The sequence below is a fragment of the Variovorax sp. J2L1-78 genome (assembly GCF_030317205.1).
GTDB classification, from domain to species: Bacteria; Pseudomonadota; Gammaproteobacteria; order Burkholderiales; family Burkholderiaceae_C; genus Variovorax; species Variovorax arabinosiphilus.
Map to the genome: position 1 here is coordinate 79,405 of NZ_JASZYB010000002.1, position 24,023 is coordinate 103,427.

A 24,023-nucleotide genomic window follows, 5' to 3' on the forward strand; every position below is an offset into this window, starting at 1 on the left:
GCGCGATGAACCCGGAAGACCTCCAGCGCCTCGTCACCCTGCAGATGCCCTTCGGCAAGTACAAGGGCACGCTGATCGCCGACCTGCCCGGCAACTACCTCACCTGGTTCGCACGCGAGGGCTTTCCCAAGGGCGAGATTGGCCGGCTGCTGCAGCTGATGCACGAGATCGACCACAACGGCCTGAAGCCGCTGCTCGCGCCCTTGCGCAACGGAAACGGCAACGGCAGCGCCGGCGCCGCTCAGCGGTAGGCGTTCGGGTAGCGCGCCACGGTCAGGCCGTCCATGTCGATGGCCGGCGCGTGGCCGGAAATCACGTCGGCCATGACGCGGCCGGTGCCCGCCGCCATCGTCCAGCCCAGCGTACCGTGGCCGGTCGCCAGGAACAGGTTGGGAAAGCGCGTGGCACCGACGATGGGCGTGCCGTCGGGCGTCATCGGACGCAGACCGCACCAGAACTCGGCGCGCGACAGGTCGCCGCCGCGTGGGAAGAGGTCGCCCACCACGTGCGCCAGCGTCTGGCGGCGCGCCTCGTGCAGCTTGAGCGTGTAGCCGGCGAGTTCGGCGGTGCCGCCGACGCGGATGCGGTCGCCCAGGCGCGTGACCGCGACCTTGTGCGTCTCGTCCATCACGGTCGATTCGGGCGCGCCGGCCGCATCGACGATGGGCACGGTGATCGAGTAGCCCTTGACCGGGTAGACCGGGATGCGGATGCCCACGTCCTTGAGCAGCAGCGGCGAATGGCTGCCGAGCGCGACCAGGTACGCGTCCGCCTTCAACGTGCCGGCATCGGTCACAACGCCGTCGATGGACGCGAGCGTGCCGTCGAAGTGGCGGATCCGCACGCCGTAGCGAAAGCGCACGCCCAGGTCCGCCGCCATCGTCGCCAGGCGCTGGGTGAACTTGAAGCAGTCGCCGGTCTCGTCGCCCGGCAGCAGCAGGCCGCCGACGAACTTCTCGCGCACCGCGGCGAGCGCGGGCTCGTGCCGGATGCAGCCGTCGCGGTCGAGCAGCTCGAAGGGCACGCCGTCGCGCTGCAGCACGGCGATGTCGGCAGCGGTGCCGTCGAGCTGCGCCTGCGTGCGAAAGAGCTGCAGCGTGCCCTGCATGCGTTCGTCGTAGCGGATGCCGGTCTGCGCCCGCAGCGCCTTGAGGCAGTCGCGGCTGTACTCGGCCAGCCGCACCATGCGGCTCTTGTTGAGGTCGTAGCGGGCGCTGGTGCAGTTGCGCAGCATCGAGAACCCCCAGCGGACCAGCGCCAGGTCGAGCTGCGGGCGGATCACCAGCGGGCGGTGGTGCATCAGCAGCCACTTGACCGCCTTCAGCGGCACGCCGGGCCCGGCCCAGGGCGACGAATAGCCGGGCGACACCTCGCCGGCATTGCCGTAGCTGGTCTCCATGGCCGCGGCGGGCTGGCGGTCGACCACCGTCACCTCGTGCCCCGCCAGCGCCAGCTGGTAGGCCGAACTCACCCCGATGACACCGCTGCCCAGAACCAAAACCTTCATGCGACCCGCTCCTCGTGTGTTGTCGGCACGCCGGATCGGCGCGTCCTCGACGTGGCTGCATGGGCCAGCAGCAAGGAACGCGCCCAATCGAGGCATGGCATTCTCCGAAGTGCATCCCCTACTCTCGGACAGGAGCCCCACGATGATGGCTGTGATCTTCGAAGTCTGGCCCGCACAAGGCCAGCGTGACACCTACCTGCAGATGGCCGCGGCCCTGCGGGACGACCTGCTCAAGATGGATGGCTTCATCTCCATCGACCGCTTCGAGAGCCTGTACGAGCCCGGCAAGATGCTGAGCCTGAGCTTCTGGCGCGACGAGGCGTCGCTGGCCGCCTGGCGGGCGCTCGACACGCACCGCCGGGCCCAGAGCGCCGGCCGCAGCCATGTGTTTGGCGACTACCGGCTGCGCATCGCGAACGTGGTGCGCGACTACGGCCTGAACGACCGCGAGCAGGCACCGTCCGACAGCCGCCGCGCGCATGGCTGACGCGGCGCGTCCCCGGCTTCGCCCACAATCCGACCGGTGAGCATCGCCCCCCTCCTCCAGGTTCGTCACCTGCGCAAGCGCTACGCCGAGACGACCGTCGTCGACGACCTGTCCTTCGAGATCGCACCGGGCGAATGCCTCGGCGTGATCGGCCCCAACGGCGCCGGCAAGACGACCACCATCCGCATGTGCCTGGGTCTCACAACGCCCGACGACGGCGACATCACCTACTTCGGCGGTGGCGGTGGCGCGCTGCAGATGCCGCGCGATGCGCTGGCCATCAAGGCGCAGCTGGGCGTGGTGACCCAGTTCGACACGCTCGATCCGGACTTCAGCTGCGCCGAGAACCTGATGGTCTACGGCCGCTACTTCGGCTTTCGCCGTGCCGACATCGCGTCCCGCATCCCCGAACTGCTGGAATTCGCGGCGCTCACGCACAAGGCCGCCGCCAAGCCGGGCGAACTGTCGGGGGGCATGAAGCGGCGGCTGTCGCTGGCGCGCGCGCTGGTCAACGACCCCAGGCTGCTGCTGCTCGACGAACCCACCACCGGGCTCGACCCGCAGGCGCGCCACCTGATGTGGGAGCGGCTGCAAGTTCTGCTGCAGCGCGGCAAGTCGATCCTGCTGACCACGCACTTCATGGACGAGGCCGAGCGCCTGTGCACGCGATTGCTGGTGCTCGACCACGGCCGCAAGATCGCCGAGGGCCGGCCGCGCGACCTGATCGCCGAGCACCTCGAGCCGGACGTGGTCGAGGTCTACGGCAACGGGGCGCTCGAACTGGCCGGCGCGGCCGACCTGGCAGCGCTGGCCGCACGCATCGAGGTCAGCGGCGAGACGGTGTTCTTCTACACGCAGGACGCGCGGCGGCTGCTCGATGCGTTGGCGCAGCGTGGCGGCCTGCGCACCTTCCATCGCCCGGCCAACCTGGAAGACCTCTTCCTGAAACTCACCGGGAGGCAGATTCGTGAAGACGGTTGACGCGACGCGTTCCACGCCCTCTGTGTGGCGCCCACCCACGCTCTCGATGCGCTGGTGGCCGGTGTTCCTGCGGAACTGGCTGGTGTGGCGCAAGCTCGCCATCCCCAGCCTCATCGGCAACATCGCCGAGCCGCTGATCTGGCTGGTCGCGTTCGGCTACGGCATGGGCGCACTGGTCGGGCAAGTCGACGTGAACGGCACGAAGGTGCCCTACATCCTGTTCCTGGCGAGCGGCTCGATCTGCATGAGCGCGATGAACGCGGCGAGCTTCGAGGCGCTGTACTCGGCCTTCTCGCGCATGCACGTGCAGAAGACCTGGGACGGCATCATGAATGCGCCCGTCGGCCTCGACGACGTGGTGCTCGCCGAGATGCTGTGGGCCGCCTTCAAGGCGATCTTCACGGTGACGGCGATCCTGGCCGTGATGCTGGCGCTGGGCATCAGCCACAGCCCCAAGCTGGTCGTCGCGTGGGCGGTGCTGGTGGGCTCGGGCATCACCTTCTCGTCGATCGCGCTGATCTTCAATGCGCTCGCCAAGGGCTACGACTTCTTCACCTACTACTTCACGCTCTTCATGACGCCGATGATGTTCCTGTCGGGCGTGTTCTTCCCGCTGGATCAGTTGCCGGGCTTCGTGCGAACCTTCGCGGCCTGGCTGCCGCTGACCAACGCCGTCGCGCTGGTGCGCCCGCTGTTCATGGACCAGTGGCCGAGTGACGCGCTGCGTCACGGGCTCGTGCTGGCCGTCTATGCAGTGGCCGCGTTCTGGGTCGCGCTGGCGCTGACGCGGCGCCGCTTCAGGGCCTGAGGCTCAGGAGGACTTGCCGGCGGCTGCCGCACGCAACTTGTCCTTCTTGCTCGGGCGCTTGCCCTTCACGCCCCCCGTGCCGGACGGCGCGACGGCACCCGGCGCCAGTTCGGCGAGCGGCGCGGGCTCGAAACCGGCGATCTGCTCGCGCGGCACCTGCGCGCCCTGGCGCTTCTCGATCAGGCGGAAGTGCGCCTCGGTCCCGGCGCTGACGAAGCTGACCGCCACACCGCTTTCGCCGGCACGGCCGGTGCGCCCGATGCGGTGCACGTGGTCGACCGCCGAGCGCGGCAGGTCGTAGTTCACCACCGCCGGCAGCTGCACCACGTCGATGCCACGCGCCGCCAGGTCGGTGGCGACCACCACCTGCACGCGCGAGGCCTTGAAGTCGGCCAGCACCTGGCTGCGCTTGCCCTGGCTCAGCACGCCGTGGAAGGGCTCGGCCTCCAGCCCGGTCTTGCGCAGCTTGTCGGCCACGATCTCGGCCGCATGCTTGGTCGCGACGAAGACCAGCACACGCGGCCAGCCCTCGTCCTTGACCAGTTTGGCGAGCAGTTGCGTGCGGCGCGAGGGGTCGACCTCGATGGCGCGCTGCGCGATGTCGGGGGCGCTTTCAGGCTCGGCCGGCACGTCGATGCGCAACGGGTCGCGCAGCGCCGAGGTGGCCAATGCGGCAATCGCCGGCGGGAAGGTGGCCGAGAACAGCAGTGTCTGCCGCTGCTTCGGCAACTGCTCGAGGATGCGCCCCAGTTCTTCGGCGAAGCCCAGGTCGAGCAGCCGGTCGGCCTCGTCCAGCACCAGCGTCGCCACGCTGCCCAGGCGCAGCGCGTTGTGGACCACCACGTCGAGCAACCGGCCCGGCGTGGCCACCACCAGATCGGCGCCGCCGCGCAGGCCCATGAGCTGCGGGTTGATCGAGACGCCGCCGAACATCACCGCGATGCGAAGCGCGTCGGGCAGGCTCTTGGCGAAGTCATGCAGGGTTTCACCCACCTGCTGGGCGAGTTCGCGGGTGGGAACGAGCACCAATGCGCGCGGATGCCGCGTTTTTTCGTGGCGACGATCCAACAATCCCTGCAGCAAAGGAAGGGCATAGGCCGCGGTCTTGCCGGAACCTGTCTGGGCCGACGCCAGGACGTCGCGCCCCGCGAGCACCGCCGGGATGGCCTCGCGCTGGATCGGCGTGGGCACGGCATAACCCCGTCCGGCAGCGGCTTGCGCCAGAGGAGAAATGAGGCCCAGGGCGGTGAATGGCATGCGGCGAAACGATCGAGATGAAGCGGGAAATGGCGTGCGCACAGTGCGCCGCGGAAGCCCGGAAGGATAGCCAGCGCCCTTGCCGGGAAGGATTGCCGCCAGGCGTTTTGCGCTTTATTTGCGTGTAACGAAAGCTTTTCCCCTAAAACGGCTGGAGTGAACGACAATGCGTGAGCGTTTCAGGCGGGCACCCGTCGGTACGTGAACGGTGATAGGTCAGTTTCGCGCCACAGCGCTTTTCAGTCAGTTGTGATTCTGGGACTCCATCGCTTTGTTATTTTGGTTTGAATTAGGAGTCCCTCCATGGGCAAAAAACTGTACGTAGGCAATCTGTCCTACTCCATCCGCGACAACGATCTGGAACAAGCCTTCGGCGAGTTCGGTGCTGTGACCAGCGCCAAGGTCATGATGGAACGCGAAACCGGCCGCTCCAAGGGCTTCGGCTTCGTGGAAATGGGCACCGACGCTGAAGCGCTGGCTGCCATCGAAGGCCTGAACGGCCACTCCCTCGACGGCCGTGCACTCACCGTGAACGAAGCCCGTCCGATGGAACCGCGTCCTGCGGGTGGCGGCTTCGGCGGCGGTCGCAGTGGCGGCGGCGGCGGTGGTGGCGGCTACGGCGGTGGTGGTGGCGGCGGTTACGGCGGCGGCGGCGGTGGCCGTAGCGGCGGTGGCGGCGGTGGTTATGGCGGCGGCGGCGGTGGCCGCGGCGGCTACTAAGCCCTCTCGCACCTCACACAAAAAGGCTCCTTCGGGAGCCTTTTTTGCGTTCCGGCTGCCTCTCTTTTCAGCAGCCTATCGGATACCCGTACGAGGCGCTACGCGTTACTGCTTAGCCTCTTCGTCAGCCAGAAGTCAGGCGCAACCAACGACCCTCACGCCTCCAATTCACGGGGTCGAGACAATGGGAATCAAGAGTCAGGCTGACTTCTTTTCAGGGGTCATGTTCACTGCCGTCGGCGCCACCTTCGCGGTCGGCGCCACCACTTACAACATCGGGGACGGCGCCCGCATGGGGCCCGGGTACTTCCCGCTCATGCTGGGCATTCTGCTGTCCGTGCTCGGCCTGCTGATCATCTTCCAGGCCCTGGTCGTGGAAACCGCCGACGGCGGAAAGATCGGCAAATGGGCGTGGAAGCCGCTGTTCTTCGTGATCGCCGCCAACGTCGCGTTCGGCGTGCTGCTGGGCGGCCTGCCGAGCATCGGCCTGCCGGCCATGGGGCTGATCATCGCGATCTACGCCCTCACCATCATCGCGAGCCTGGCGGGCGAGCACTTCAAGCTGCGCGACGTGCTGGTGCTGGCCACCATCCTTGCCGTGGGCAGCTACATCGCGTTCATCTGGGCCCTCAAGCTGCAGATCCAGGTCTGGCCGACCTTCATTTCGGGCTGAGGAGAGACACGACATGGAACTGTTCCACAACCTGGCGATCGGCTTCGGCGTCGCCTTTACCTTCACCAACCTGCTGTACTGCCTGGTCGGTTGCATTCTCGGCACGCTGATCGGCGTGCTCCCCGGCATCGGCCCGGTCGCGACCATCGCGATGCTGCTGCCCGCCACCTACGCGCTGCCACCCGTGTCGGCGCTGATCATGCTGGCCGGCATCTACTACGGCGCCCAGTACGGCGGCTCGACCACGGCCATCCTGGTGAACCTGCCGGGCGAATCGTCATCGGTCGTGACCTGCATCGACGGCTACCAGATGGCGCGGCAAGGCCGGGCGGGCCCCGCGCTCGCGGCGGCCGGCCTGGGCTCCTTCTTCGCCGGCTGCGTCGGCACGCTGATCCTGGCCGCCTTCGCGCCGCCGCTGACCGAACTGGCCTTCAAGTTCGGCCCGGCCGAGTACTTCTCGCTGATGACGCTGGGCCTGATCGGTGCCGTGGTGCTGGCCTCGGGCTCGCTGCTCAAGGCGGTTGCGATGATCGTGCTGGGCCTGCTGCTGGGCATCGTCGGCACCGACGTGAATTCCGGCGTGGCGCGCTTCAGCTTCGACATCCCGGAACTCACCGACGGCATCGGCTTCGTGGTGATCGCCATGGGCGTGTTCGGCTACGGCGAAATCATCGGCAACCTGTCGCAGCCCGATGACGAGCGCGAGGTGTTCACCGCCAACGTGAAGGGCCTGTTCCCCACCAAGGAAGACTTCAAGCGCATGGCCCCGGCCGTGCTGCGCGGCACCGCACTCGGCTCGGCCCTGGGCATCCTGCCCGGCGGCGGCGCCCTGCTGGCGGCCTTCGCGGCCTACGCGCTCGAGAAGAAGATCAAGATGAGCCCCGGCGAAGTCGCCTTCGGCAAGGGCAACATCCGCGGCGTGGCATCGCCCGAATCGGCCAACAACGCTGGTGCGCAGACCTCGTTCATCCCGCTGCTGACGCTGGGCATTCCGCCCAACGCCGTGATGGCGCTGATGGTGGGTGCGATGACCATCCACAACATCCAGCCCGGCCCGCAGGTGATGACCAGCAACCCGGAACTGTTCTGGGGCCTGATCGCTTCGATGTGGATCGGCAACGCGATGCTGGTGATCCTGAACCTGCCGCTGATCGGCATGTGGATCAAGCTGCTGACGGTGCCCTACAAGTTCCTGTTCCCGGCCATCGTGCTGTTCTGCGCGGTCGGCGTGTACTCGACCAACAACAACACCTTCGACGTATGGATGGTCGCGATCTTCGGCGTGATCGGCTACATCTTCCTGAAGCTCAAGACCGAGCCCGCCCCGCTGCTGCTGGGCTTCATCCTCGGGCCGATGATGGAAGAGAACCTGCGCCGCGCGCTGCTGCTGTCGCGCGGCACCTGGAGCGTGTTCGTCACGCGGCCGCTGTCGGCCGGCCTGCTGGTGGCGGCGTGCCTGCTGCTGGGCATCGTGCTGCTGCCGTCGATCAAGGCCAAGCGCGAGGAAGCGTTTGTAGAAGAGTAAATTCTTCGCGCCAACAAGAAAGCCGCCCTCGGGCGGCTTTCTGCTTTTGTGCGTCGTGCTTTACGCCTTGCGGGGCTTCACGCGTGAGGCGGCTTCCTTGGCGTTGGTGCGCGCGGTGTCGATGTCGGCGGCATGCGCCAGCGCCACGCCCATGCGGCGCTTGACGAAGCTCTCGGGCTTGCCGAAGAGGCGGATGTCGACGCCGTGCACCTGCAGCGCCTCGGCGACGCCGTCGAAGACGATGCCGGTGGCGTCGACGCCGCCGTAGATCACGGCGCTGGCGCCGGCGCTCTTGAGCGTGGTGTCGACCGGCAGGCCCAGGATAGCGCGGGCGTGCAACTCGAACTCGTTCTGCCACTGCGTCGCCATCGTCACCATGCCGGTGTCGTGCGGGCGCGGGCTGACTTCGCTGAACCAGACCTCCTCGCCCTTCACGAAGAGTTCGACGCCGAACAGCCCCTGGCCGCCAAGGTCGTCGGTCACCGCCTTCGCGATCTGCTGCGCCTTCTTCAGCGCCACCGGCGACATCGGGTGCGGCTGCCAGCTCTCGACGTAGTCGCCGCTGACCTGCACGTGGCCGATGGGTTCGCAGAACTGCGTCTGCACGGAAGCCTTGCCGTCGAGCGCGCGCACGGTGAGCAGCGTGATCTCGTAGTCGAAGTCGATGAAGCCTTCGACGATCACGCGGCCATGGCTCACGCGCCCGCCGGCCATGGCGTAGTCCCACGCCTTCTTCACGTCGGCCGGGCCGTCGATCTTGCTCTGGCCCTTGCCGGAGCTGCTCATCACCGGCTTGACGATGCAGGGGTAGCCGATGCCGGCATCGATGGCGGCCTGCAGCTCTTCGAGCGAATCGCAAAACTTGTACGGGCTGGTCGGCACGCCCAGCGTCTCGGCGGCCAGGCGGCGGATGCCCTCGCGGTCCATCGTGAGGCGGGCCGCGCGGGCGGTCGGAATCACGCGCACGACGCCGGCGCTTTCAAGTTCCTGCAGCATCGGCGTGGCGATGGCTTCGATCTCGGGCACGACCAGATGCGGCTTCTCGGCCTCGATCAGCGCCTTGAGCTGCGCCGGATCGCTCATCGTGATGGTGTGCGCGTGGTGCGCGACCTGCTGGCCGGGCGCATTCTCGTAGCGGTCGACGGCGATGGTCTCGACGCCCAGCCGCTGCAGGGCGATGAGAACCTCCTTGCCGAGTTCGCCGGAGCCGAGAAGCATCACGCGGGTGGCGTGGGGGGACAGGGGGGTGCCGAGGGGGGTCGTCATGAAAAGCGCTCCGGGGGGACTGGAAAACCGCGCACTTTAATCCACCCGCCCGTCCGCCCGCGTTGTCGGCTGCGGCACAGCGTTTGCACGCCGCGCTGCGACACAATGTCCGCCATCGTGCGGGTACGCCCGCCCTCCCCATTTCCATTCCCTGCAAGGAGCATTTTCATGAGCATTCAAACCGTCGGCATCATCGGCGCCGGAACCATGGGCAACGGCATCGCGCAGGCCTGCGCGGTCGCCGGCGTGAAGGTCGTGATGGTCGACATCGCCCAGGCCGCCGTCGACAAGGGCCTAGCCACCGTGAGCGGCAGCCTTGATCGGCTGATCAAGAAAGAGAAGCTGACGACCGAGCAGAAGGCTGCCGCACTCGCGCTGATCCAGGGCTCGACGAACTACGAAGACCTGAAGGGCGCGCAACTGGTGATCGAGGCCGCCACCGAGAACTACGAGCTGAAGCTGAAGATCCTCAAGCAGGTCGACGCGCTGCTCGCGCCCGAGGTGATCATCGCGTCGAACACCTCGTCGATCTCGATCACCAAGCTGGCCGCCGCCACCTCGCGCGCCGACCGCTTCATCGGCATGCACTTCTTCAACCCGGTGCCGATGATGGCGCTGGTGGAGATCATCCGCGGCTACCTCACGAGCGACGCCACGCACGACGCGGTGAAAGCGCTGTCGGTCACCCTCGGCAAGTCGCCGATCACCGTGAAGAACGCGCCGGGTTTCGTGGTCAACCGCATCCTGGTGCCGATGATCAACGAAGCCTTCTTCGTGCTGTCCGAAGGCATCGCGACAGCCGAGGACATCGACGCCGGCATGAAGCTCGGCACCAACCAGCCGATCGGCCCGCTGGCCCTGGCCGACATGATCGGCCTGGACGTGTGCTTGGCGGTGATGGACGTGTACCTCGAGGAGTACGGCGACTCCAAGTATCGGCCCTGCCCGCTGCTGAAGGAAATGGTCGCCGCCGGCCAGCTGGGTCGCAAGACCGGCCGCGGCGTCTATACCTATTAAGTGCCACGCGGGCACATCCGCCCGCCGTCCGGCGCGACAGAACAACAACGGAGACAACCGATGACCCCTTCCGCCACCACGCCCCCACCCGAAGGCTGCATCGACACGCAGGTGCTCGACCATGTGCTGCTGATCGGCATCAACCGCCCCGCCAAGCGCAACGGCTGGACGCCGCGCATGTTCCGCGAACTGGCCGAGGCCTACACGCGGCTCGACGACGACCCGGCCCTGCGCGTGGGTGTGCTGCATGCGATGGGCGACCACTTCACGGCAGGGCTCGACCTGCCGTCGTTCAGCGAGCTGATGAAGCGCGGCGAGAAGGCCTATCCGCTGGGGCTGGTCGAGCCCAACGACCTCGGCACGCCGGGCTACCGCCGCCGCACCAAGCCGATGGTGATCGCGGTCAAGGGCATCTGCTTCACCGTCGGCATCGAGCTGATGCTGGCGGCCGACATCGTGGTCGCGGCCGACGACTGCCGCTTCTCGCAGCTCGAGGTGCAGCGCGGGATCATGGCCACCGGTGGTGCCACGCTGCGCATGGCCGAGCGCGCCGGACTCGGCAACGCGATGCTGCATCTGCTGACCGCGGATGAATTCGACAGCGCCGAGGCGCTGCGCCTGCACTTCGTCCAGAAGGTGGTGCGCGCCGGTGAAGAGCTCGATGCCGCGCTCGCCATTGCGCAGCGCATCGCCGCGCAGGCGCCGCTCGCGGTCGTCGCGACCCGCCTGAACACGCTGCGTGCGGTCGAACACGGGCCGCTGGCCGCGATGGCGGAGTTCATCGAGACCCAGCAGCGCCTCGCCCGCAGCGACGATGCGGCCGAGGGCGTGCGCGCCTTCGTGGAGCGGCGGCCCGCTCGCTTCATCGGCCGTTGAGCCACCCCGACCCTGTGCCGATCAGGGTCTTACACCTCAACTTGATTGCACACAATTCAATTGCTCGCTAACATTCGACCCATGCGCTCCGCACCCACCCCCGACGAACTGCTCAAGCTGGACAACCAGCTGTGCTTCGCCGTGTATTCCGCCTCCCTCGCGATGACGCGGCTCTACAAGCCGCTGCTCGAGAAGCTGTCGCTCACCTACCCCCAGTACCTCGTGATGCTGGCCCTGTGGGAAACCGACGGCCCGACGGTCTCGGAACTGGGCGAACGCCTGTCGCTCGACTCCGGCACGCTGACACCGCTGCTCAAGCGGCTGGAGGCGAACGGCCTGGTGGCGCGGCTGCGCGACGTGGCGGACGAGCGCCGCGTGCACATCACCCTGACATCGGCGGGCCGCAAGCTGAAGGCGCGGGCGGTCGACGTGCCCGCCTGCCTGCTCGCCGCGAGCCAGTGTTCGCTCGACGAGCTCGCCGGCCTCACGCGACAGCTGCAGGCCCTGCGCGACCGCGTACGGGCCGCCTGACGATTTTTCTCCGCCGCATCGACGGCATTCTTTTTCCCTCCACTCCAAAGGAACGACCATGACCACGAAACTCGACAAGGTTCTCTACACCGCCGAAGCCCACACCGTGGGCGGCCGCGACGGCGCCGGCAAGAGCAGCGACGGCGCCATCGACGTCAAGCTGAGCTCGCCCGGTTCGGGCAAGCCGGGCACCAACCCCGAGCAGCTGTTCGCGGTCGGCTACGCCGCCTGCTTCATCGGCGCGATGAAGGCCGTCGGCCCCAAGGTCGGCGTGAAGGTGCCGGACGACGTCGCGATCGACTCCAAGGTCTCGCTCGGCCCGACGAACGGCGGCGCCGCCTACGGCATCAGCGTGCAGCTGGCCATCAGCCTGCCCGGCCTCGACGCCGAGCAGAAGCAGAAGCTGGTCGACACCGCCCACCAGGTCTGCCCGTACTCGAACGCCACCCGCGGCAACATCGACGTCGAGATCACGATCGCCTGATCGATCCCGTCCGATGAAGGGCGGCGCGGCCTTGCGGCTGTGCCGCCCTTTTTTCATGGCGCCCATTGCACGATGCGGTTCGGTGCGCGCCGACAATCGCCCCATGACACCTCCCAGCGCGCCGGCGAACACCCATCCCTACGAGAGCCTCACGCCCGACGTGGTGCTCGACGCGCTGGCCACGCTCGACCTGCACGGCGACGGCCGGCTCACCGCCCTCAATTCCTACGAGAACCGGGTCTACCAGGTCTTCCTCGACCAGCCCGCGGCGCATGCGTCGGTGGTCGTCAAGTTCTACCGGCCCGAGCGCTGGAGCACCGCCGAGATCCTGGAGGAGCACGCCTTCTCGACCGAGCTCGCCGCCGCCGACGTGCCCGCCGTGCCGCCGATCGAGGTGCATGGCAGCACGCTGCACCACCACGACGGTTTCGCCTTCAGCGTGAGCCCCTACCGCGGCGGACGCGCGCCGGAGCTCGACGACTTCGAGGTGCTCGAATGGGTCGGCCGCTTTCTGGCGCGCATCCACACCATCGGCGCGGCGCGGCCCTTCGCCGCGCGGCCGGCGCTCGACCTGCAGACCTTCGGCATCGCCTCGCGCGACTGGCTCCTGGGCAACGAGAAGATCCCGCTCGACGTGCAGCGCGAATGGGAGAAGGCCTGCAACGAGGCGCTCGACCGCATCGCCGCCACTGCCCTGTCACCGACCTCCACCGACGCGACGCTGCGCAAGCTGCGCCTGCACGGCGACGTGCACCCCGGCAACATCCTGTGGACGCCGACCGACAGGCCCGACGGCGGCCCGCACTTCGTCGACCTCGACGACGCGCGCACCGGCTTCGCGGTGCAGGACCTGTGGATGCTGCTGTCCGGTGACCGGGCCCAGCGCACCGGGCAGCTGAGCGGCCTGCTGGACGGCTACGAGCAGTTCCGCTTCTTCGACCGGCGCGAGCTCGCGCTGATCGAGCCGCTGCGCACGCTGCGCCTGATCCACTACAGCGCCTGGCTGGCGCGCCGCTGGGAAGACCCGATCTTCCCGATCAACTTCCCGTGGTTCGGCACCAGCGACTACTGGAAAGGCCAGATCCAGATGCTGCAGGACCAGTGCGAGTCGATGGACGAGGAACCGCTGTACGCGTAGTACGGCAAGCAACCCTGCGCGCTCCTGAAGTGATCGGAGCGCGCGGACACACGGCGATCAGCCGAAGTGGCAGGAGACGGTGCCGAACTCGCCGTAGTCGGCCACGATCGTGTCGCCCTTACCGACCTCGATCGGCCGGATGAACGAGCCCGCAAGGATCACCTGCCCCGGCTGCAGCGTGACGCCGAAGCGGTGCAGCCGGTTGGCCAGCCACGCCACGCCGTAACCGGGGTGGTTGAGCACGCCGGCCGCCAACCCCGTCTCCTCGACCTCGCCGTTGCGGCTCACGATGGCGCCGATGCGCCGCATGTCGGCATCGATCACCGCCGGCTTGAAGGGCCGGCCGCCCAGCACCAGCGCCGCGTTGGCCGCGTTGTCGGAGATGGTGTCGAACACGTTGCGGGTGCGCTTCGTCTCGGGGTCGATGCGCTGGATGCGCGCGTCGAGGATCTCCAGCGCGGGCGTGACATACGCCGTGGCGTCGAGCACGTCGAACAGCGTGCAGTCGGGGCCAGACAGCGGCCTGGCCAGCACAAAGGCCAGCTCGGCCTCGATCTTCAGCTGCAGGAAGCGCTCCGACGGGATCACTGCGCCGTCGCGGTAGAACATGTCGTCGAGCAGCGTGCCGTAGTCGGGCTCGGCGATGTTCACCGCGCGCTGCATGGCCTTCGACGTGAGGCCGATCTTGTGGCCCTTGACCGTGCGACCGTTGCGCAGCTTGAGCTGCATCCAGGCGTGCTGGATCGCATAGGCGTCGTCGATCGTCATGTCGGGGTAGTCGAGCGAGAACTGCCGGCAGGCAACACGCGTGCGCTCGGCTTCCTCGAGCCGCTCGGCGGCCTGGGCCAGGGTGTTCTGGTCGAGACTCATGCCGTCACCTCCTCGGCCTTCACGACGTTACGCAGCACGCCCACGCCGCTCACCTCGACCTCGACCACGTCGCCCGGCCGCAGGAACTTCGGCGGATCGAAACGGATACCCGCGCCGATCGGCGTGCCCGTCGCGATGATGTCGCCCGGCTCCAGCGTGGTGAAGGTCGAGAGGTAGCCGATGAGGTAGGCGAAGTCGAACATCAGGTTCGCCGTGGTGTCGTCCTGCCGCGCCTCGCCGTTGACGCGCGTCTGCACACGCAGCGCGCCATAGCCTTGTGGAAACTCGTCGGCGGTGACGATCCACGGCCCGATGGCGCCCGACGCGTTCCAGTTCTTGCCCTGGGTCACGTTGAACTTGGCGTGGTGCACCCAGTCGCGGATGGTGCCTTCGTTCATGCAGGTGAGGCCGGCGATGCAGGCCAGCGCGTCATCGCCCTTCACGCGGCGCGCGCGGCGGCCGATGACGATGGCGATCTCGCCTTCGTAGTCGAGCTGTGTCGATTCGAGCGGCTGCAGCAGCGGCTCGCCATGGCCCACGAAGGACTCGGCCACGCGCATGAAGATGCTCGGGTATTTGGGCAGGTCGCTACCGTCCTTGTACTCGGCGTTGCGGTGCGCGTAGTTCACGCCGATGCAGAAGATGCGGCGCGGCCGCGCGATGGGCGTCTCGACGCGCACGTCGGCCAGCGCGTGATCGGGCGTGGCACCTTCGGCGGCTGCGCGGGCCTGTGCCAGCGCGGCCTCGCCGCCTTCGAGCAGTGCCGCAACGGATGCGAACGCCGGCAGACGGCGACCGAGATCGACGACCCCGTCGCCGTTTCTGTCGTCGATAAGGCAGCCCCAGTGCGAGGCCCCGCCGTGGAGGTAGCTGATGAGTTTCATGGGGTCTCGAATCCGAAAAAGCGGGCGGGGTTGTCGACGAGGATCTTCTGCCGCGTGGCGGCGTCGGGCGCGAAGCGGTAGAGCAGTTCGAGTAGCGCGCCCTCGTTGGGCGGCTGCTTGACCGACACCGGGTGCGGCCAGTCGCTGCCCCACACGCAGCGGTCGGGCGCGGCGTCGATCAGGCGCTGCGCCAGCGGCACCACGTCGTCCCAGGGCGCGCCGGCCTTCGAGATCTTCTCGGAGAGCGACAGCATCACCCAGAAGTTGCCGCGCTGGAACAGTTCGAGGATGCGCACCAGGCTCGGGTCGGCGTCGCCGCGCGACGGATCGGCCCGGCCCATGTGGTCGAGCAGTACGGGCACGTCGAGCGACTCGAAGGTCGCGAGCTGCTCGGCGATGCCGTTCGGCTCCGGCTGCACCTTGACGTACCAGCCCAGCTCCTTGACGCGTGCGAAGGCACGCGCCTGCTCGGCCGCCGTTAGGCTGATACCCAGGCCGCCGCGCGTGAAGCGCGCACCACGCACGCCGGCGTCGTGCAGCTTGTGCAGGTAGGCATCGTCGCGCTCGGTCAGCACCGCCGCGTTGGCGCAGGCCATGTAGCGGCGCGGGCCGCCGGCGTTGAGGCCGTCGAGCGCATCGAGCACCACGGTGTGGTCGGCGCCGTAGGTCGTGGCCTGGACGATCACGCCGCGTTCGATGCCGAGCGTGGCGTGGAGTTTCTGCGCGACCTGCCAGGTCGCGGTCGGCATCTCGTAGGCCGCGTTGGGCCGCACCGGGTACTGCTCGCGCGGGCCGAAGACATGGAACTGGCTGTCGCACGACAGTGGCGGCGGCAGCGGCACCGGTGCGCGCGGATGGGGATCGAAAGGAAGGTAGTCGGGCATGGGGTCGTGGGGCGGTCGTGGGGATCAGGCGATCCAGGCGGTGAAGCTGCACTCGATCAGCTTCCCCATGTCGAGCTCGGGCGCGATGATCGCGTGGCGTGCCGGCCGCGAGGCGGCATCGGGGAACATCTCGAGCCAGGGCACGTTGAGCGCGGGGCGCTGGCTGCGGTCCTTCATCCAGACGGTGAGCTTCACGATGTCCTGCGTGCCGCCGCCCGCGGCTTCGACGATGCGGCGCACGTTGTCGAGCATGAAGCGGCACTGCGCCTCGATGGTGTCGGCCGGCTTGCCGGTGGCCGGGTCGTTGCCCTGGATGCTGCCGCTCTCGAGCAGCGGGCCGATGCGGCAACCTGCCGGGATGGGGTTCTTGTGGCTGAAGCCCTCGACGTAGACGCTGGTGCGGGCGGCGGGCGCAACGCGCCCCAGGGGTGGGGTGGCGGTGCTCATTCGGAGGAGATGTTGGCTTGCTTGATGACCGGCATCCACCGCGCGTCTTCCTTCGCGAGGAACTGGGTGAACTGCTTGGGCGTGCTGCCGCGGGCTTCGGCCCCCAGCGTCTCGAACTTGGCCTGCACGGCCTTGTCGGCCAGGATCTTCTGCAAGGCTTCGGAAAAGCTGGCCAGGATGGCCGGCGGGGTCCCGGCAGGCGCCAGGATGCCGGTGAACGTTTGGGCCTCGAAACCCTTGAAGCCGGACTCCTGCAAGGTCGGCACGTCCGGCATCGACGGCACGCGCTGCGCCGAAGTCACGGCGAGCGCGCGCGTGCGGCCCTGCTGGATGAACGGTTGCGCCACCGAGAGCTGGTCGAAGTTGAACTGCACCTGCCCGCCCAGCAGATCGGTGGTCGCCGGCGCGTTGCCCTTGTAGTGAACGGTCAGCCACTTGGCGCCACTCTCTTTCTGCAGGTACTCGCTCACCAGGTGGTTGGTGGTGCCGGCGCCGGGCGACGCCATCGTCAGGGCGCTGCCGGACTTCTTGGCGGCAGCGATGAACTCGCCGATCGTCTTGTACGGCGTGCCGGCATTCACCTGCAGCACCAGCGGCGTGAACGACACCGAGCTGACGGGCGCGAAATCCTTCTTCCAGTCGTAGGCGTTGCGCTTGAAGATGGTCGGCGAGAACAGGATCGGCCCGTTCGCCCCCATGAAGAAGGTGTAGCCGTCCGGTGCGGCCTTGGCGACGAACTCGCCAGCGATCATGCCGCCAGCGCCGGGACGGTTGTCGACCAGAAACGGCTGCTTGAAGATGGCCTGCAACTGCTCGCTAACGATGCGGGCGGCCCCATCGACGTTGCCGCCCGGCGGGTAGGGCAGCACGAGCTTCACGGGTTTGTCGGGCCATGTGCTCTGCGCGATGGCGGGCAGAACGGCGAGGGCCGCGCAGGCGGCGACGGCAAGGGTGCCGAGGGTCTTCTTGAACATATGTCTCCTGCTCTTGCGCCGGCACCGCAAGTGGCTGCGGTTTCATCGGCGACCCGTTCACTTTAAGAATGGGCCGCCCGATGCTGCAATGCAATATGTCCAGACTGTTCCGTATCATGGACGTTTTGCCAAAGTGCACTGCCCGCGCGCCAGAGCGCTCCCGACAATCGAGGTTCAGCCACCACGGAAGGCCCTCCCATGTTTCTCGATGCCGGCGACCTGTCGCCCGAAGCCACCTACCGCCTGATGAGCGGCATCGTCGTGCCCCGCCCGATCGCCTGGATCACCACCGTCTCCGAAGACGGCGTGGTGAACCTCGCGCCCTTCTCCTGCTTCACCTTCGTGTCGAACAAACCGCCGATGCTGGGCGTGAACATCGGACGCAAGGCCGGCCAGCGCAAGGACACCGGCGCCAACATCCATGCGATGGGCGAGTTCGTGGTGAACATCGGCGACGCCTCGCAGATGGTCGCGATCCACGAGAGCAGCGCCGAGCATGCACCCGACGTGAGCGAGACCGAGCTGCTGGGCCTGGGCACCCTGCCCTGCCGGACCGTGCGCGTGCCGCGCCTGGCGGATGCGCCGGTCAGCATGGAGTGCAAGCTCGAGCGCGTGATCGCCTTCGGCCAGACCGGCGCCGAGTTCATCGTCGGCGAGGTCACGGCCTTTCATCTGCGCGAGGGGCTGCTGCACGACGGCAAGGTCGACACCCGCGCCCTGGACCCGGTCTGCCGCATCGGCGGACCGAACTACGCGACGCTGGGCGAGATCGTGACGCTGCGCGGCATGCAACAGACGGCCAAGACGGTGATGGATGGCGGCAGCGGCGGATAAGGACACGGCCGCCACCGCGGGCGCCCAGAGCGTGCGCCGCGCGCTCGCGGTGCTGCGCGTGCTCGCCACCGGCCAGGAGCGCGGCGTGCGCCTGACCGACGTGGTGAGCCACACCGGCCTGAACCGCCCGACGGTGCACCGCATCCTGCGTGTGCTGGTAGAAGAAGGCGCCGTCGAGCAGGACCCGGCGACGCGCCGCTACCTGATTGGCGGCGAGGTCTCGCTGCTCGGGCTCGCGCGTTCGACCCGCTTCCCGATCCGCGCGATTGCCGAACCGCACCTGCGGCACCTGAGCGAGATCCTCGGCGACACGGCGTTCCTCACCATCCGCAACGGCGCCGACTCGGTGTGCATCGACCGACGGCCCGGCAGCTTCCCGGTCAAGGTGCTGTCGATCGAGGTCGGTGCGCGGCGGCCGCTCGGGGTGGGCGTGAGCGGCCTGGTGCTGCTCGCCGCGTTGCCGGCCGAGGAAGCCGACGAGGTGGTTCGCCGCAATGCGCGCCGGCTGCAGGCACTGCATGTCGATCCGGCCGAACTGCTGGCGCGTGCAGCGCGCACCCGGACCCAGGGCTATGCGTACGCACCGGTGGGTGTGGTGCCGGGCTCGCGCGCGGTGGCGGTGCCGGTCTGCGTGGCCGATGGCCGCACCGTCGCCGGGTTGGCGATCGCCACCATCACCGAGCGCCTGCCCGACGAGCGCGTGCCGACGGTGGTCGCGCACATGAAGGAGCGCGCCGCACTGATCGGCGCCCAGGCCGCCGAACTCGCCCGGCGCAAGGGCAGCCGCAACGGCGGCTGAGACAGAGGGAAGACCCTGCAAACGTCCACAAGATGGACGTATCCCGGGAAAGGATCAGGGCTTCGGGTCGGCAGGCGGCGTGGCCGCCCGGTCACTGGCCAGCACGCCGGCCGTCGCCCAATCGTGCTTGGGCACATCGAAGAACATCACGTCCACCGCATCGGCAGGACTTCCGAGCGTCTTCATGGTGGCTTCGGTCAGCGCGGCGGCCAGCGCGCGCTTCTGCTCGACAGTGCGGCCTTCGAACAGTTCGACACGGATGAGAGGCATGGGTTCTCCTGGATGAAACCCACGACTATGCGCGAAGCGCGCACGCGCTGCAGGCCTCAGGGCAGCAGCGGTGCAGGAGGCGGTGCGGCCGTCGTGGCCGGCGCCCGGTTCGGGTCGTGCAGCAGCACGCTCTGCCCGACCCCCACGCCCACCGACGCGCCGCCGCCCACACCCGTGCTGGCCCCCACGCCCGCGCCGCCATAGACCTGCCCGCTGGTGTTCACACCGACGCCTGCACCGACCGGGCCCCAGCCGGTGCCGAGCCCGAGGCTCGGCCCGCCCGAGCCGACGCCTACGCCGAGCGACAGGCCCGGGAACAGCGGGATGCCGATGCCCACACCGACGCCGGTGCCGCCGGAGGCGCAGCCCGCCAAGGCGAGCACGGCAGCAAGAAAAACGCCGCCCCGCGAAGCGGCGGCGAGGGACGTGGAAAGGCGGTGGTTCTTTGTCATGGTGTCGGTCGCTCCCTGGTGATGTGCCATCGAAGCGGCCGACGGGCCGCTTCGCTCAGACCAGCAGCGCGTTGACGCGCCGCACGTAGGCGGCCGGATCTTCCGGCAGGCCGCCTTCGGCCAGCAAGGCCTGGTCGAACAGGATGTTCGCCAGGTCCTCGAAATGTGCCGAACCTTCCAGCTTTTTCACCAGCGGGTGTTCGGCATTGACCTCGAGCACCGGCTTGAGTTCCGGTGCCGGCTGGCCGGCCTGCTTGAGCATGCGCGCGAGCTGCGTGCTCATGCCGCCGTCCTGCACCACCAGGCAGGCGGGCGAGTCGACCAGGCGCGTGGTCACGCGCACGTCCTGGGCCTTGGCCTTGAGGGCCTCCTTGAGCTTCTCCAGCACCGGCTTGAAGGTCTCGGCGGCTTCCTCCGCCGCCTTCTTCTCGGCCTCGTCCTGCAGGGTGCCCAGGTCGACCGCGCCCTTGGCCACGCTCTGCAGCGGTGTGCCGTCGAAGTCCTGCAGGTAGTTCAGCGCCCATTCGTCGACGCGGTCGGTCATCAGCAGCACCTCGATGCCCTTCTTCTTGAAGAGCTCCAGCTGCGGGCTGTTCTTGGCGGCGGCCAGCGAGTCGGCGGTGATGTAGTAGATGGCCTCCTGGCCTTCCTTCATGCGGGCCTTGTAGTCGGCGAAGCCCACGCTGACGGTGTCGGTGGTGGTCGACGCGAAGCGCAGCAGCTTGGCGATGCGCTCGCGGTTGCCGAAGTCCTCGCCCAGGCCTTCCTTGAGGACGGCGCCGAACTCGGCGTAGAACTTGGCGTACTTGCCTGCGTCCTCGTCGCCCGCGAACTCGGCCGCCGCTTCGGCGGCCGGCACGGCGTCGTTCTTGTCGACCACGTCGGTGACCTCGGTCGGCTCGGGCGCCGGCACCGATTCACCGGAGCCCACGTCGATCTTGCCGGCCGCGCTGTCGGCCGCGGCCTTCTGCTTCTTGGCCAGGTCTTCCAGCATCGACAGCACGCGCTTGGTGCTGCCCTCGCGGATCGCCTTCACGTCGCGACTTTCCTGCAGCAGCTCGCGGCTCACGTTGAGCGGCAGGTCGGCCGAGTCGATCACGCCCTTGACGAAGCGCAGGTAGCCGGGCATCAGGGCCTCGGCGTCGTCCATGATGAAGACGCGCTTGACGTAGAGCTTCACGCCCGCCGTCTTCTCGCGGTTCCACAGGTCCATCGGCGCCTTGGCCGGGATGTAGAGCAGCTGCGTGTACTCGGTGCTGCCCTCGACGCGGTTGTGGCTCCAGGCGAGCGGGTCTTCGTAGTCGTGGCTGATGGTCTTGTAGAACTCGGCGTACTGCTCGGCGCTGATGTCCTTCTTGGGCCGCGTCCACAGGGCGCTGGCCTTGTTCACCGGTTCCCATTCGCCGGTCTTGACCATGTCGCCGGGCTGATCGTTCTCGCCTTCCTTCCACTCTTCCTTCTCCATGAGGATCGGCAGCGAGATGTGGTCGGAGTACTTGCCGATGACCTGCTTGAGCTTCCAGGCATTGAGATACTCGTCGGCATCGTCCCGCAGGTGCAGCGTGACGCTGGTGCCGCGCTGCGCGCGCTCGATGTCGTCGACCTCGAAGTCGCCCGCGCCGCCGCTGGCCCAGCGCACGCCCTGGTCGGCCGGGAGGCCGGCGCGGCGCGATTCGACCGTGATGCGGTCGGCCACGATGAAGCCCGAGTAGAAGCCCACGCCGAACTGACCGATGAGCTGTGCGTCGGCCTTCTGGTCGCCGCTGAGCTTGCTCATGAAGTCCTTGGTGCCGCTCTTGGCGATGGTGCCCAGGTTGTCGATGGCTTCCTGCTTCGACAGGCCGATGCCGTTGTCGGCGATGGTGAGCGTGCGGGCTTTCTTGTCGAAGGACACGCGCACTTCGAGGCTGGGAGCGTCCTCGTACAGCGCGGGGTTGTCGATGCCCTCGAAGCGCAGCTTGTCGCAGGCGTCCGAGGCGTTGGAAATCAGTTCACGCAGGAAGATTTCCTTGTTCGAGTAGAGCGAGTGCGTGACGAGGTGCAGCAGCTGGGCCACTTCGGCCTGGAAAGGGAGTTTGGTCGTTGCAGTCATGGTTCTCTGGGATCGAAAAGAAACGGGAGGCGCGCAGCCCCATCGCGATATGGCGCCGAGCCGGCTATTTTCAACCGCCGCAACGTGAAGAGATACCGGATGGGGCAATCCGGTGCATCAAGAGGCGCCATCCCTTTCTAGAATCCGCGCGCAGGGCCATGCCCGGCATTCATGTCACACAACACAGAGGATGGGAAAAATGGAACACAGCAACATCAAGAAATGGTCCGCCGAGTTCATCGGCACCTTCTGGCTCACGTTCGGCGGCTGCGGGAGCGCGGTGCTGGCCGCGGCCTTTCCGCAACTGGGCATCGGCTTTGCCGGCGTCGCCCTGGCCTTCGGACTCACCGTGCTCACCGGCGCCTACGCGCTCGGCCCGATCTCGGGCGGGCACTTCAACCCGGCCGTGTCGGTCGGCCTCGTGGTCGGCGGGCGCTTCAAGGCGTCGGCGCTGCCGGGCTACGTCATCGCCCAGGTGCTCGGCGCCATCGTGGCGGCCGGCGTGCTGTACTTGATCGCCACCGGCAAACCCGGCGCCGAGGTGGGTGGCTTCGCCACCAACGGCTACGGCGAGCACTCGCCCGGCAAGTTCAACCTGGTGGCGGCGCTCATCACCGAAGTCGTGCTCACCGCCGTCTTCCTGATCGTCATCCTCGGCGCCACCGCCAAGCGCGCGGCGGCCGGCTTCGGCGGCCTGGCGATCGGCCTGTGCCTCACGCTGATCCACCTGATCTCGATCCCGGTGACCAACACCTCGGTCAACCCGGCCCGCAGCACCGGCCCGGCCTTGTTCGGGCCGTCGTACGCGGTGTCGGAGCTGTGGCTGTTCTGGGTGGCCCCGATCGCCGGCGCCGTGATCGGCGCGCTGATCTACAACGTGCTGCTCAAGGACGAGTGAACGCGGGCGGCGCCCGGCGCCGTCAGAACTTCTCGTGGGCGCCCAGGTAGCGCCACTGCCCGGCCGGCAGGTTGCCCAGCACCACGCGTCCGATGCGGATGCGCTTCAAGCCCACGACCTTGAGCCCGACCTGTTCGCACATGCGGCGGATCTGGCGCTTCTTGCCTTCGGTCAGCACGAAGCGCAGCTGCTCGGGGTTCTGCCAGTCAACGCGCGCCGGCTTCAGCGGCTGGCCGTCGAGGCTCAGGCCATGGCGCAGGCGAGCGAGCATGGCAGGCGGAAAAACCGCCTGCACATTGGTCGTGACCGGATCGTCGTCGTCGATGCGCACCAGCTGCCCCAGGGGCGCCGGCTTGTTCGGGCCGTGGTACGCGACGCGCACCAGGTACTCCTTCTCGATGCCCGAGTCCTCGCCGATGAGCTGGCGTGCGACGCGACCGTCCTGGGTCAGCACCAGCAGCCCGACCGAATCGATGTCCAGCCGACCGGCCGGTGCCAGGCCGCGCAACTGCGGCGGCGAGAAGCGGTTCGTGCTGGGGTCTTCGCGCCAGTGCGTGCGCGGGTTGATGAGCATCACGGCGGGTTCGTGGCCGTCCTCGGCCTGGCCGCTCACGTAGCCCATCGGCTTGTGCAGCAGGATCGTCACCTGCTGCGCCTGATGGCCATGCGCCTTCTTGTCGACCTCGACCTTGTCGGCGGGCGTGACCTTCACGCCCATCTCCGCCGGCTGGCCGTTGACCTTCACCCAGCCCTGCGCGATCCAGGCGTCGGCCTCGCGGCGCGAGCAGATGCCGAGCTCGGCCATGCGTTTGTTGAGGCGGACGGGTTCGGCGGACGTGGGCATGGGGTCGATGAGGGGCAAGGCGTGCGCCTATTCTCGTTCACGCCGCGCACCCGGCGTCCCATGCCGACGCCAGCCTCCGCTGCAACGCGCGTCAGATCTGCTCGGCTTCCTGCAGCGCGCTGGCAGGGCGGTTCGCTACGCGCGGGATGCCCAGATGCCGGCACACCGCCTGGGTCGAATCGCCGACGACCCCCACGGCGGCACGCAGGCGCGTCTCGGTCACGGCCAGCACGCGGGTCCAGTAGCGGACCTCCTGCGGCTCGCCCAGATTGATCCATCCCGTGTCTCGGGGGCTGCGGGCTTCAAAGTCGTTCGCCATCACCATGTCTCCGTCGGTTTTTGATCGCCCCGGAACGGTGCCACGACCCCTCAGCCGATGCGACCAGACGGTGCAGATCGAGGTTGCAGGAGGTGTCCGACATGGCGCGCGCGGCGCCTGGCACGGTGGGCGCGCCAGTACACCGACACGCCGGCAACCGCCAGCGGAATGAAGACGGTCGCGAGC

28 protein-coding genes are annotated in these 24,023 nt (G+C 68.1%); 15 read left to right on the top strand and 13 right to left on the bottom strand.

Annotated elements, in window-relative coordinates; genetic code table 11:
* Nucleotides 1-5 precede the first annotated feature (5 nt).
* Complete coding sequence (locus QTH86_RS14140; protein WP_286646858.1) at nucleotides 6-251, top strand: DUF3820 family protein; 246 nt, start codon at nucleotides 6-8, stop codon at nucleotides 249-251.
* On the opposite strand, the gene QTH86_RS14145 is transcribed toward QTH86_RS14140, so the two are convergent.
* On the bottom strand, nucleotides 242-1,507 hold the full coding sequence (locus tag QTH86_RS14145; RefSeq protein ID WP_286646859.1) for a D-amino acid dehydrogenase: 1,266 nt from the start codon (nucleotides 1,505-1,507) through the stop codon (nucleotides 242-244). The genes QTH86_RS14140 and QTH86_RS14145 overlap by 10 nt on opposite strands.
* A 142-nt stretch (nucleotides 1,508-1,649) precedes the next feature.
* Here QTH86_RS14145 and QTH86_RS14150 point away from each other — a divergent pair, with 142 nt between their 5' ends.
* From QTH86_RS14150 to QTH86_RS14160, 3 genes are read left to right on the top strand one after another with little or no spacing between them, the layout of a single operon-like run.
* Nucleotides 1,650-1,994: an antibiotic biosynthesis monooxygenase family protein gene (locus tag QTH86_RS14150; protein WP_286646860.1), complete on the top strand. Its 345-nt coding sequence runs from the start codon at nucleotides 1,650-1,652 to the stop codon at nucleotides 1,992-1,994.
* 36 nt (nucleotides 1,995-2,030) lie between these two features.
* Nucleotides 2,031-2,975, top strand: a complete 945-nt coding sequence (locus tag QTH86_RS14155; protein ID WP_444813828.1) for an ATP-binding cassette domain-containing protein — start codon at nucleotides 2,031-2,033, stop codon at nucleotides 2,973-2,975.
* A gap of 46 nt (nucleotides 2,976-3,021) precedes the next feature.
* Complete coding sequence (locus QTH86_RS14160; RefSeq protein ID WP_286647666.1) at nucleotides 3,022-3,783, top strand: ABC transporter permease; 762 nt, start codon at nucleotides 3,022-3,024, stop codon at nucleotides 3,781-3,783.
* Nucleotides 3,784-3,786: 3 nt separating this feature from the next.
* Here QTH86_RS14160 and QTH86_RS14165 read toward each other — a convergent pair whose 3' ends face one another.
* Entirely contained in the window at nucleotides 3,787-5,040 is a 1,254-nt protein-coding gene (locus tag QTH86_RS14165; RefSeq protein ID WP_286646861.1) for a DEAD/DEAH box helicase, read from the bottom strand.
* A gap of 303 nt (nucleotides 5,041-5,343) precedes the next feature.
* Between QTH86_RS14165 and rbp the strand changes: the two genes are divergently transcribed.
* The 3 genes from rbp (at nucleotide 5,344) to QTH86_RS14180 (ending at nucleotide 7,958) form a co-directional block, all read left to right on the top strand.
* Entirely contained in the window at nucleotides 5,344-5,760 is a 417-nt protein-coding gene (gene rbp, locus QTH86_RS14170; RefSeq protein WP_286646862.1) for an RNA-binding regulator, read from the top strand.
* Between the two features lie 184 nt (nucleotides 5,761-5,944).
* Nucleotides 5,945-6,433 carry a tripartite tricarboxylate transporter TctB family protein gene (locus QTH86_RS14175; RefSeq protein WP_286646863.1) on the top strand — a complete coding sequence of 163 codons (489 nt, stop codon included), beginning with the start codon at nucleotides 5,945-5,947 and terminating at the stop codon, nucleotides 6,431-6,433.
* A gap of 13 nt (nucleotides 6,434-6,446) precedes the next feature.
* The gene (locus QTH86_RS14180) at nucleotides 6,447-7,958 is read left to right on the top strand and encodes a tripartite tricarboxylate transporter permease (protein WP_286646864.1); all 1,512 of its coding nucleotides are present in this window, start codon (nucleotides 6,447-6,449) and stop codon (nucleotides 7,956-7,958) included.
* A 60-nt stretch (nucleotides 7,959-8,018) separates the two neighbouring features.
* Here the strand turns inward: QTH86_RS14180 and purT are convergent, their stop codons facing one another.
* The gene (gene purT / locus QTH86_RS14185; RefSeq protein ID WP_286646865.1) at nucleotides 8,019-9,224 is read right to left on the bottom strand and encodes a formate-dependent phosphoribosylglycinamide formyltransferase; all 1,206 of its coding nucleotides are present in this window, start codon (nucleotides 9,222-9,224) and stop codon (nucleotides 8,019-8,021) included.
* A gap of 168 nt (nucleotides 9,225-9,392) precedes the next feature.
* Between purT and QTH86_RS14190 the strand changes: the two genes are divergently transcribed.
* The 5 genes from QTH86_RS14190 to QTH86_RS14210 all read left to right on the top strand — a co-directional run bounded on the left by QTH86_RS14190 (nucleotide 9,393) and on the right by QTH86_RS14210 (nucleotide 13,270).
* Nucleotides 9,393-10,241, top strand: a complete 849-nt coding sequence (locus QTH86_RS14190) for a 3-hydroxybutyryl-CoA dehydrogenase (RefSeq protein ID WP_286646866.1) — start codon at nucleotides 9,393-9,395, stop codon at nucleotides 10,239-10,241.
* Nucleotides 10,242-10,301: 60 nt separating this feature from the next.
* Nucleotides 10,302-11,117 (top strand): crotonase/enoyl-CoA hydratase family protein, encoded by an 816-nt coding sequence (locus tag QTH86_RS14195; protein ID WP_286646867.1) that lies wholly within the window; start codon nucleotides 10,302-10,304, stop codon nucleotides 11,115-11,117.
* Between the two features lie 81 nt (nucleotides 11,118-11,198).
* A complete protein-coding gene (locus QTH86_RS14200; RefSeq protein ID WP_286646868.1) occupies nucleotides 11,199-11,648 on the top strand; it encodes a MarR family winged helix-turn-helix transcriptional regulator in 450 nt (149 codons plus the stop codon).
* Nucleotides 11,649-11,706: 58 nt separating this feature from the next.
* A complete protein-coding gene (locus QTH86_RS14205; protein WP_286646869.1) occupies nucleotides 11,707-12,132 on the top strand; it encodes an organic hydroperoxide resistance protein in 426 nt (141 codons plus the stop codon).
* A gap of 103 nt (nucleotides 12,133-12,235) precedes the next feature.
* Nucleotides 12,236-13,270 (top strand): serine/threonine protein kinase, encoded by a 1,035-nt coding sequence (locus QTH86_RS14210; RefSeq protein WP_286646870.1) that lies wholly within the window; start codon nucleotides 12,236-12,238, stop codon nucleotides 13,268-13,270.
* A gap of 57 nt (nucleotides 13,271-13,327) precedes the next feature.
* On the opposite strand, the gene hpaH is transcribed toward QTH86_RS14210, so the two are convergent.
* The 5 genes from hpaH to QTH86_RS14235 are packed head-to-tail and all read right to left on the bottom strand — an operon-like array spanning nucleotide 13,328 to nucleotide 17,329.
* A complete protein-coding gene (gene hpaH, locus QTH86_RS14215; RefSeq protein WP_286646871.1) occupies nucleotides 13,328-14,140 on the bottom strand; it encodes a 2-oxo-hept-4-ene-1,7-dioate hydratase in 813 nt (270 codons plus the stop codon).
* On the bottom strand, nucleotides 14,137-15,024 hold the full coding sequence (locus tag QTH86_RS14220; RefSeq protein WP_286646872.1) for a fumarylacetoacetate hydrolase family protein: 888 nt from the start codon (nucleotides 15,022-15,024) through the stop codon (nucleotides 14,137-14,139). Before QTH86_RS14220 ends, hpaH begins: the two co-directional genes overlap by 4 nt.
* On the bottom strand, nucleotides 15,021-15,908 hold the full coding sequence (locus QTH86_RS14225; protein WP_286646873.1) for an amidohydrolase family protein: 888 nt from the start codon (nucleotides 15,906-15,908) through the stop codon (nucleotides 15,021-15,023). Before QTH86_RS14225 ends, QTH86_RS14220 begins: the two co-directional genes overlap by 4 nt.
* Before the next feature lie 24 nt (nucleotides 15,909-15,932).
* Entirely contained in the window at nucleotides 15,933-16,355 is a 423-nt protein-coding gene (locus QTH86_RS14230) for a RidA family protein (RefSeq protein ID WP_286646874.1), read from the bottom strand.
* Entirely contained in the window at nucleotides 16,352-17,329 is a 978-nt protein-coding gene (locus QTH86_RS14235) for a Bug family tripartite tricarboxylate transporter substrate binding protein (protein ID WP_286646875.1), read from the bottom strand. Before QTH86_RS14235 ends, QTH86_RS14230 begins: the two co-directional genes overlap by 4 nt.
* A gap of 198 nt (nucleotides 17,330-17,527) precedes the next feature.
* On the opposite strand from QTH86_RS14235, the gene QTH86_RS14240 reads away from it, so the two are divergent.
* Together QTH86_RS14240 and QTH86_RS14245 are read left to right on the top strand one after the other, a co-directional pair.
* Nucleotides 17,528-18,163: a flavin reductase family protein gene (locus tag QTH86_RS14240; RefSeq protein ID WP_286646876.1), complete on the top strand. Its 636-nt coding sequence runs from the start codon at nucleotides 17,528-17,530 to the stop codon at nucleotides 18,161-18,163.
* Entirely contained in the window at nucleotides 18,144-18,962 is an 819-nt protein-coding gene (locus QTH86_RS14245; protein WP_286646877.1) for an IclR family transcriptional regulator, read from the top strand. Before QTH86_RS14240 ends, QTH86_RS14245 begins: the two co-directional genes overlap by 20 nt.
* A 54-nt stretch (nucleotides 18,963-19,016) precedes the next feature.
* Here QTH86_RS14245 and QTH86_RS14250 read toward each other — a convergent pair whose 3' ends face one another.
* Genes QTH86_RS14250 through htpG form a run of 3 tightly spaced genes read right to left on the bottom strand, consistent with a single transcriptional unit; the run spans nucleotide 19,017 to nucleotide 21,776 of the window.
* On the bottom strand, nucleotides 19,017-19,292 hold the full coding sequence (locus QTH86_RS14250) for a 4-oxalocrotonate tautomerase (RefSeq protein ID WP_444813888.1): 276 nt from the start codon (nucleotides 19,290-19,292) through the stop codon (nucleotides 19,017-19,019).
* The gene (locus QTH86_RS14255; RefSeq protein WP_286646879.1) at nucleotides 19,289-19,684 is read right to left on the bottom strand and encodes a hypothetical protein; all 396 of its coding nucleotides are present in this window, start codon (nucleotides 19,682-19,684) and stop codon (nucleotides 19,289-19,291) included. The genes QTH86_RS14250 and QTH86_RS14255 overlap by 4 nt, the downstream gene beginning before the upstream one ends.
* Nucleotides 19,685-19,739: 55 nt before the next feature.
* Nucleotides 19,740-21,776 (bottom strand): molecular chaperone HtpG, encoded by a 2,037-nt coding sequence (htpG, locus tag QTH86_RS14260; protein ID WP_286646880.1) that lies wholly within the window; start codon nucleotides 21,774-21,776, stop codon nucleotides 19,740-19,742.
* A 199-nt stretch (nucleotides 21,777-21,975) separates the two neighbouring features.
* On the opposite strand from htpG, the gene aqpZ reads away from it, so the two are divergent.
* A complete protein-coding gene (gene aqpZ / locus QTH86_RS14265; protein ID WP_286646881.1) occupies nucleotides 21,976-22,674 on the top strand; it encodes an aquaporin Z in 699 nt (232 codons plus the stop codon).
* A 22-nt stretch (nucleotides 22,675-22,696) separates the two neighbouring features.
* Here aqpZ and QTH86_RS14270 read toward each other — a convergent pair whose 3' ends face one another.
* Both QTH86_RS14270 and QTH86_RS14275 read right to left on the bottom strand, forming a co-directional pair.
* Nucleotides 22,697-23,518 carry a pseudouridine synthase gene (locus QTH86_RS14270; RefSeq protein WP_286646882.1) on the bottom strand — a complete coding sequence of 274 codons (822 nt, stop codon included), beginning with the start codon at nucleotides 23,516-23,518 and terminating at the stop codon, nucleotides 22,697-22,699.
* A gap of 91 nt (nucleotides 23,519-23,609) precedes the next feature.
* Entirely contained in the window at nucleotides 23,610-23,837 is a 228-nt protein-coding gene (locus tag QTH86_RS14275; protein ID WP_286646883.1) for a DUF3606 domain-containing protein, read from the bottom strand.
* Nucleotides 23,838-24,023: the final 186 nt, after the last annotated feature.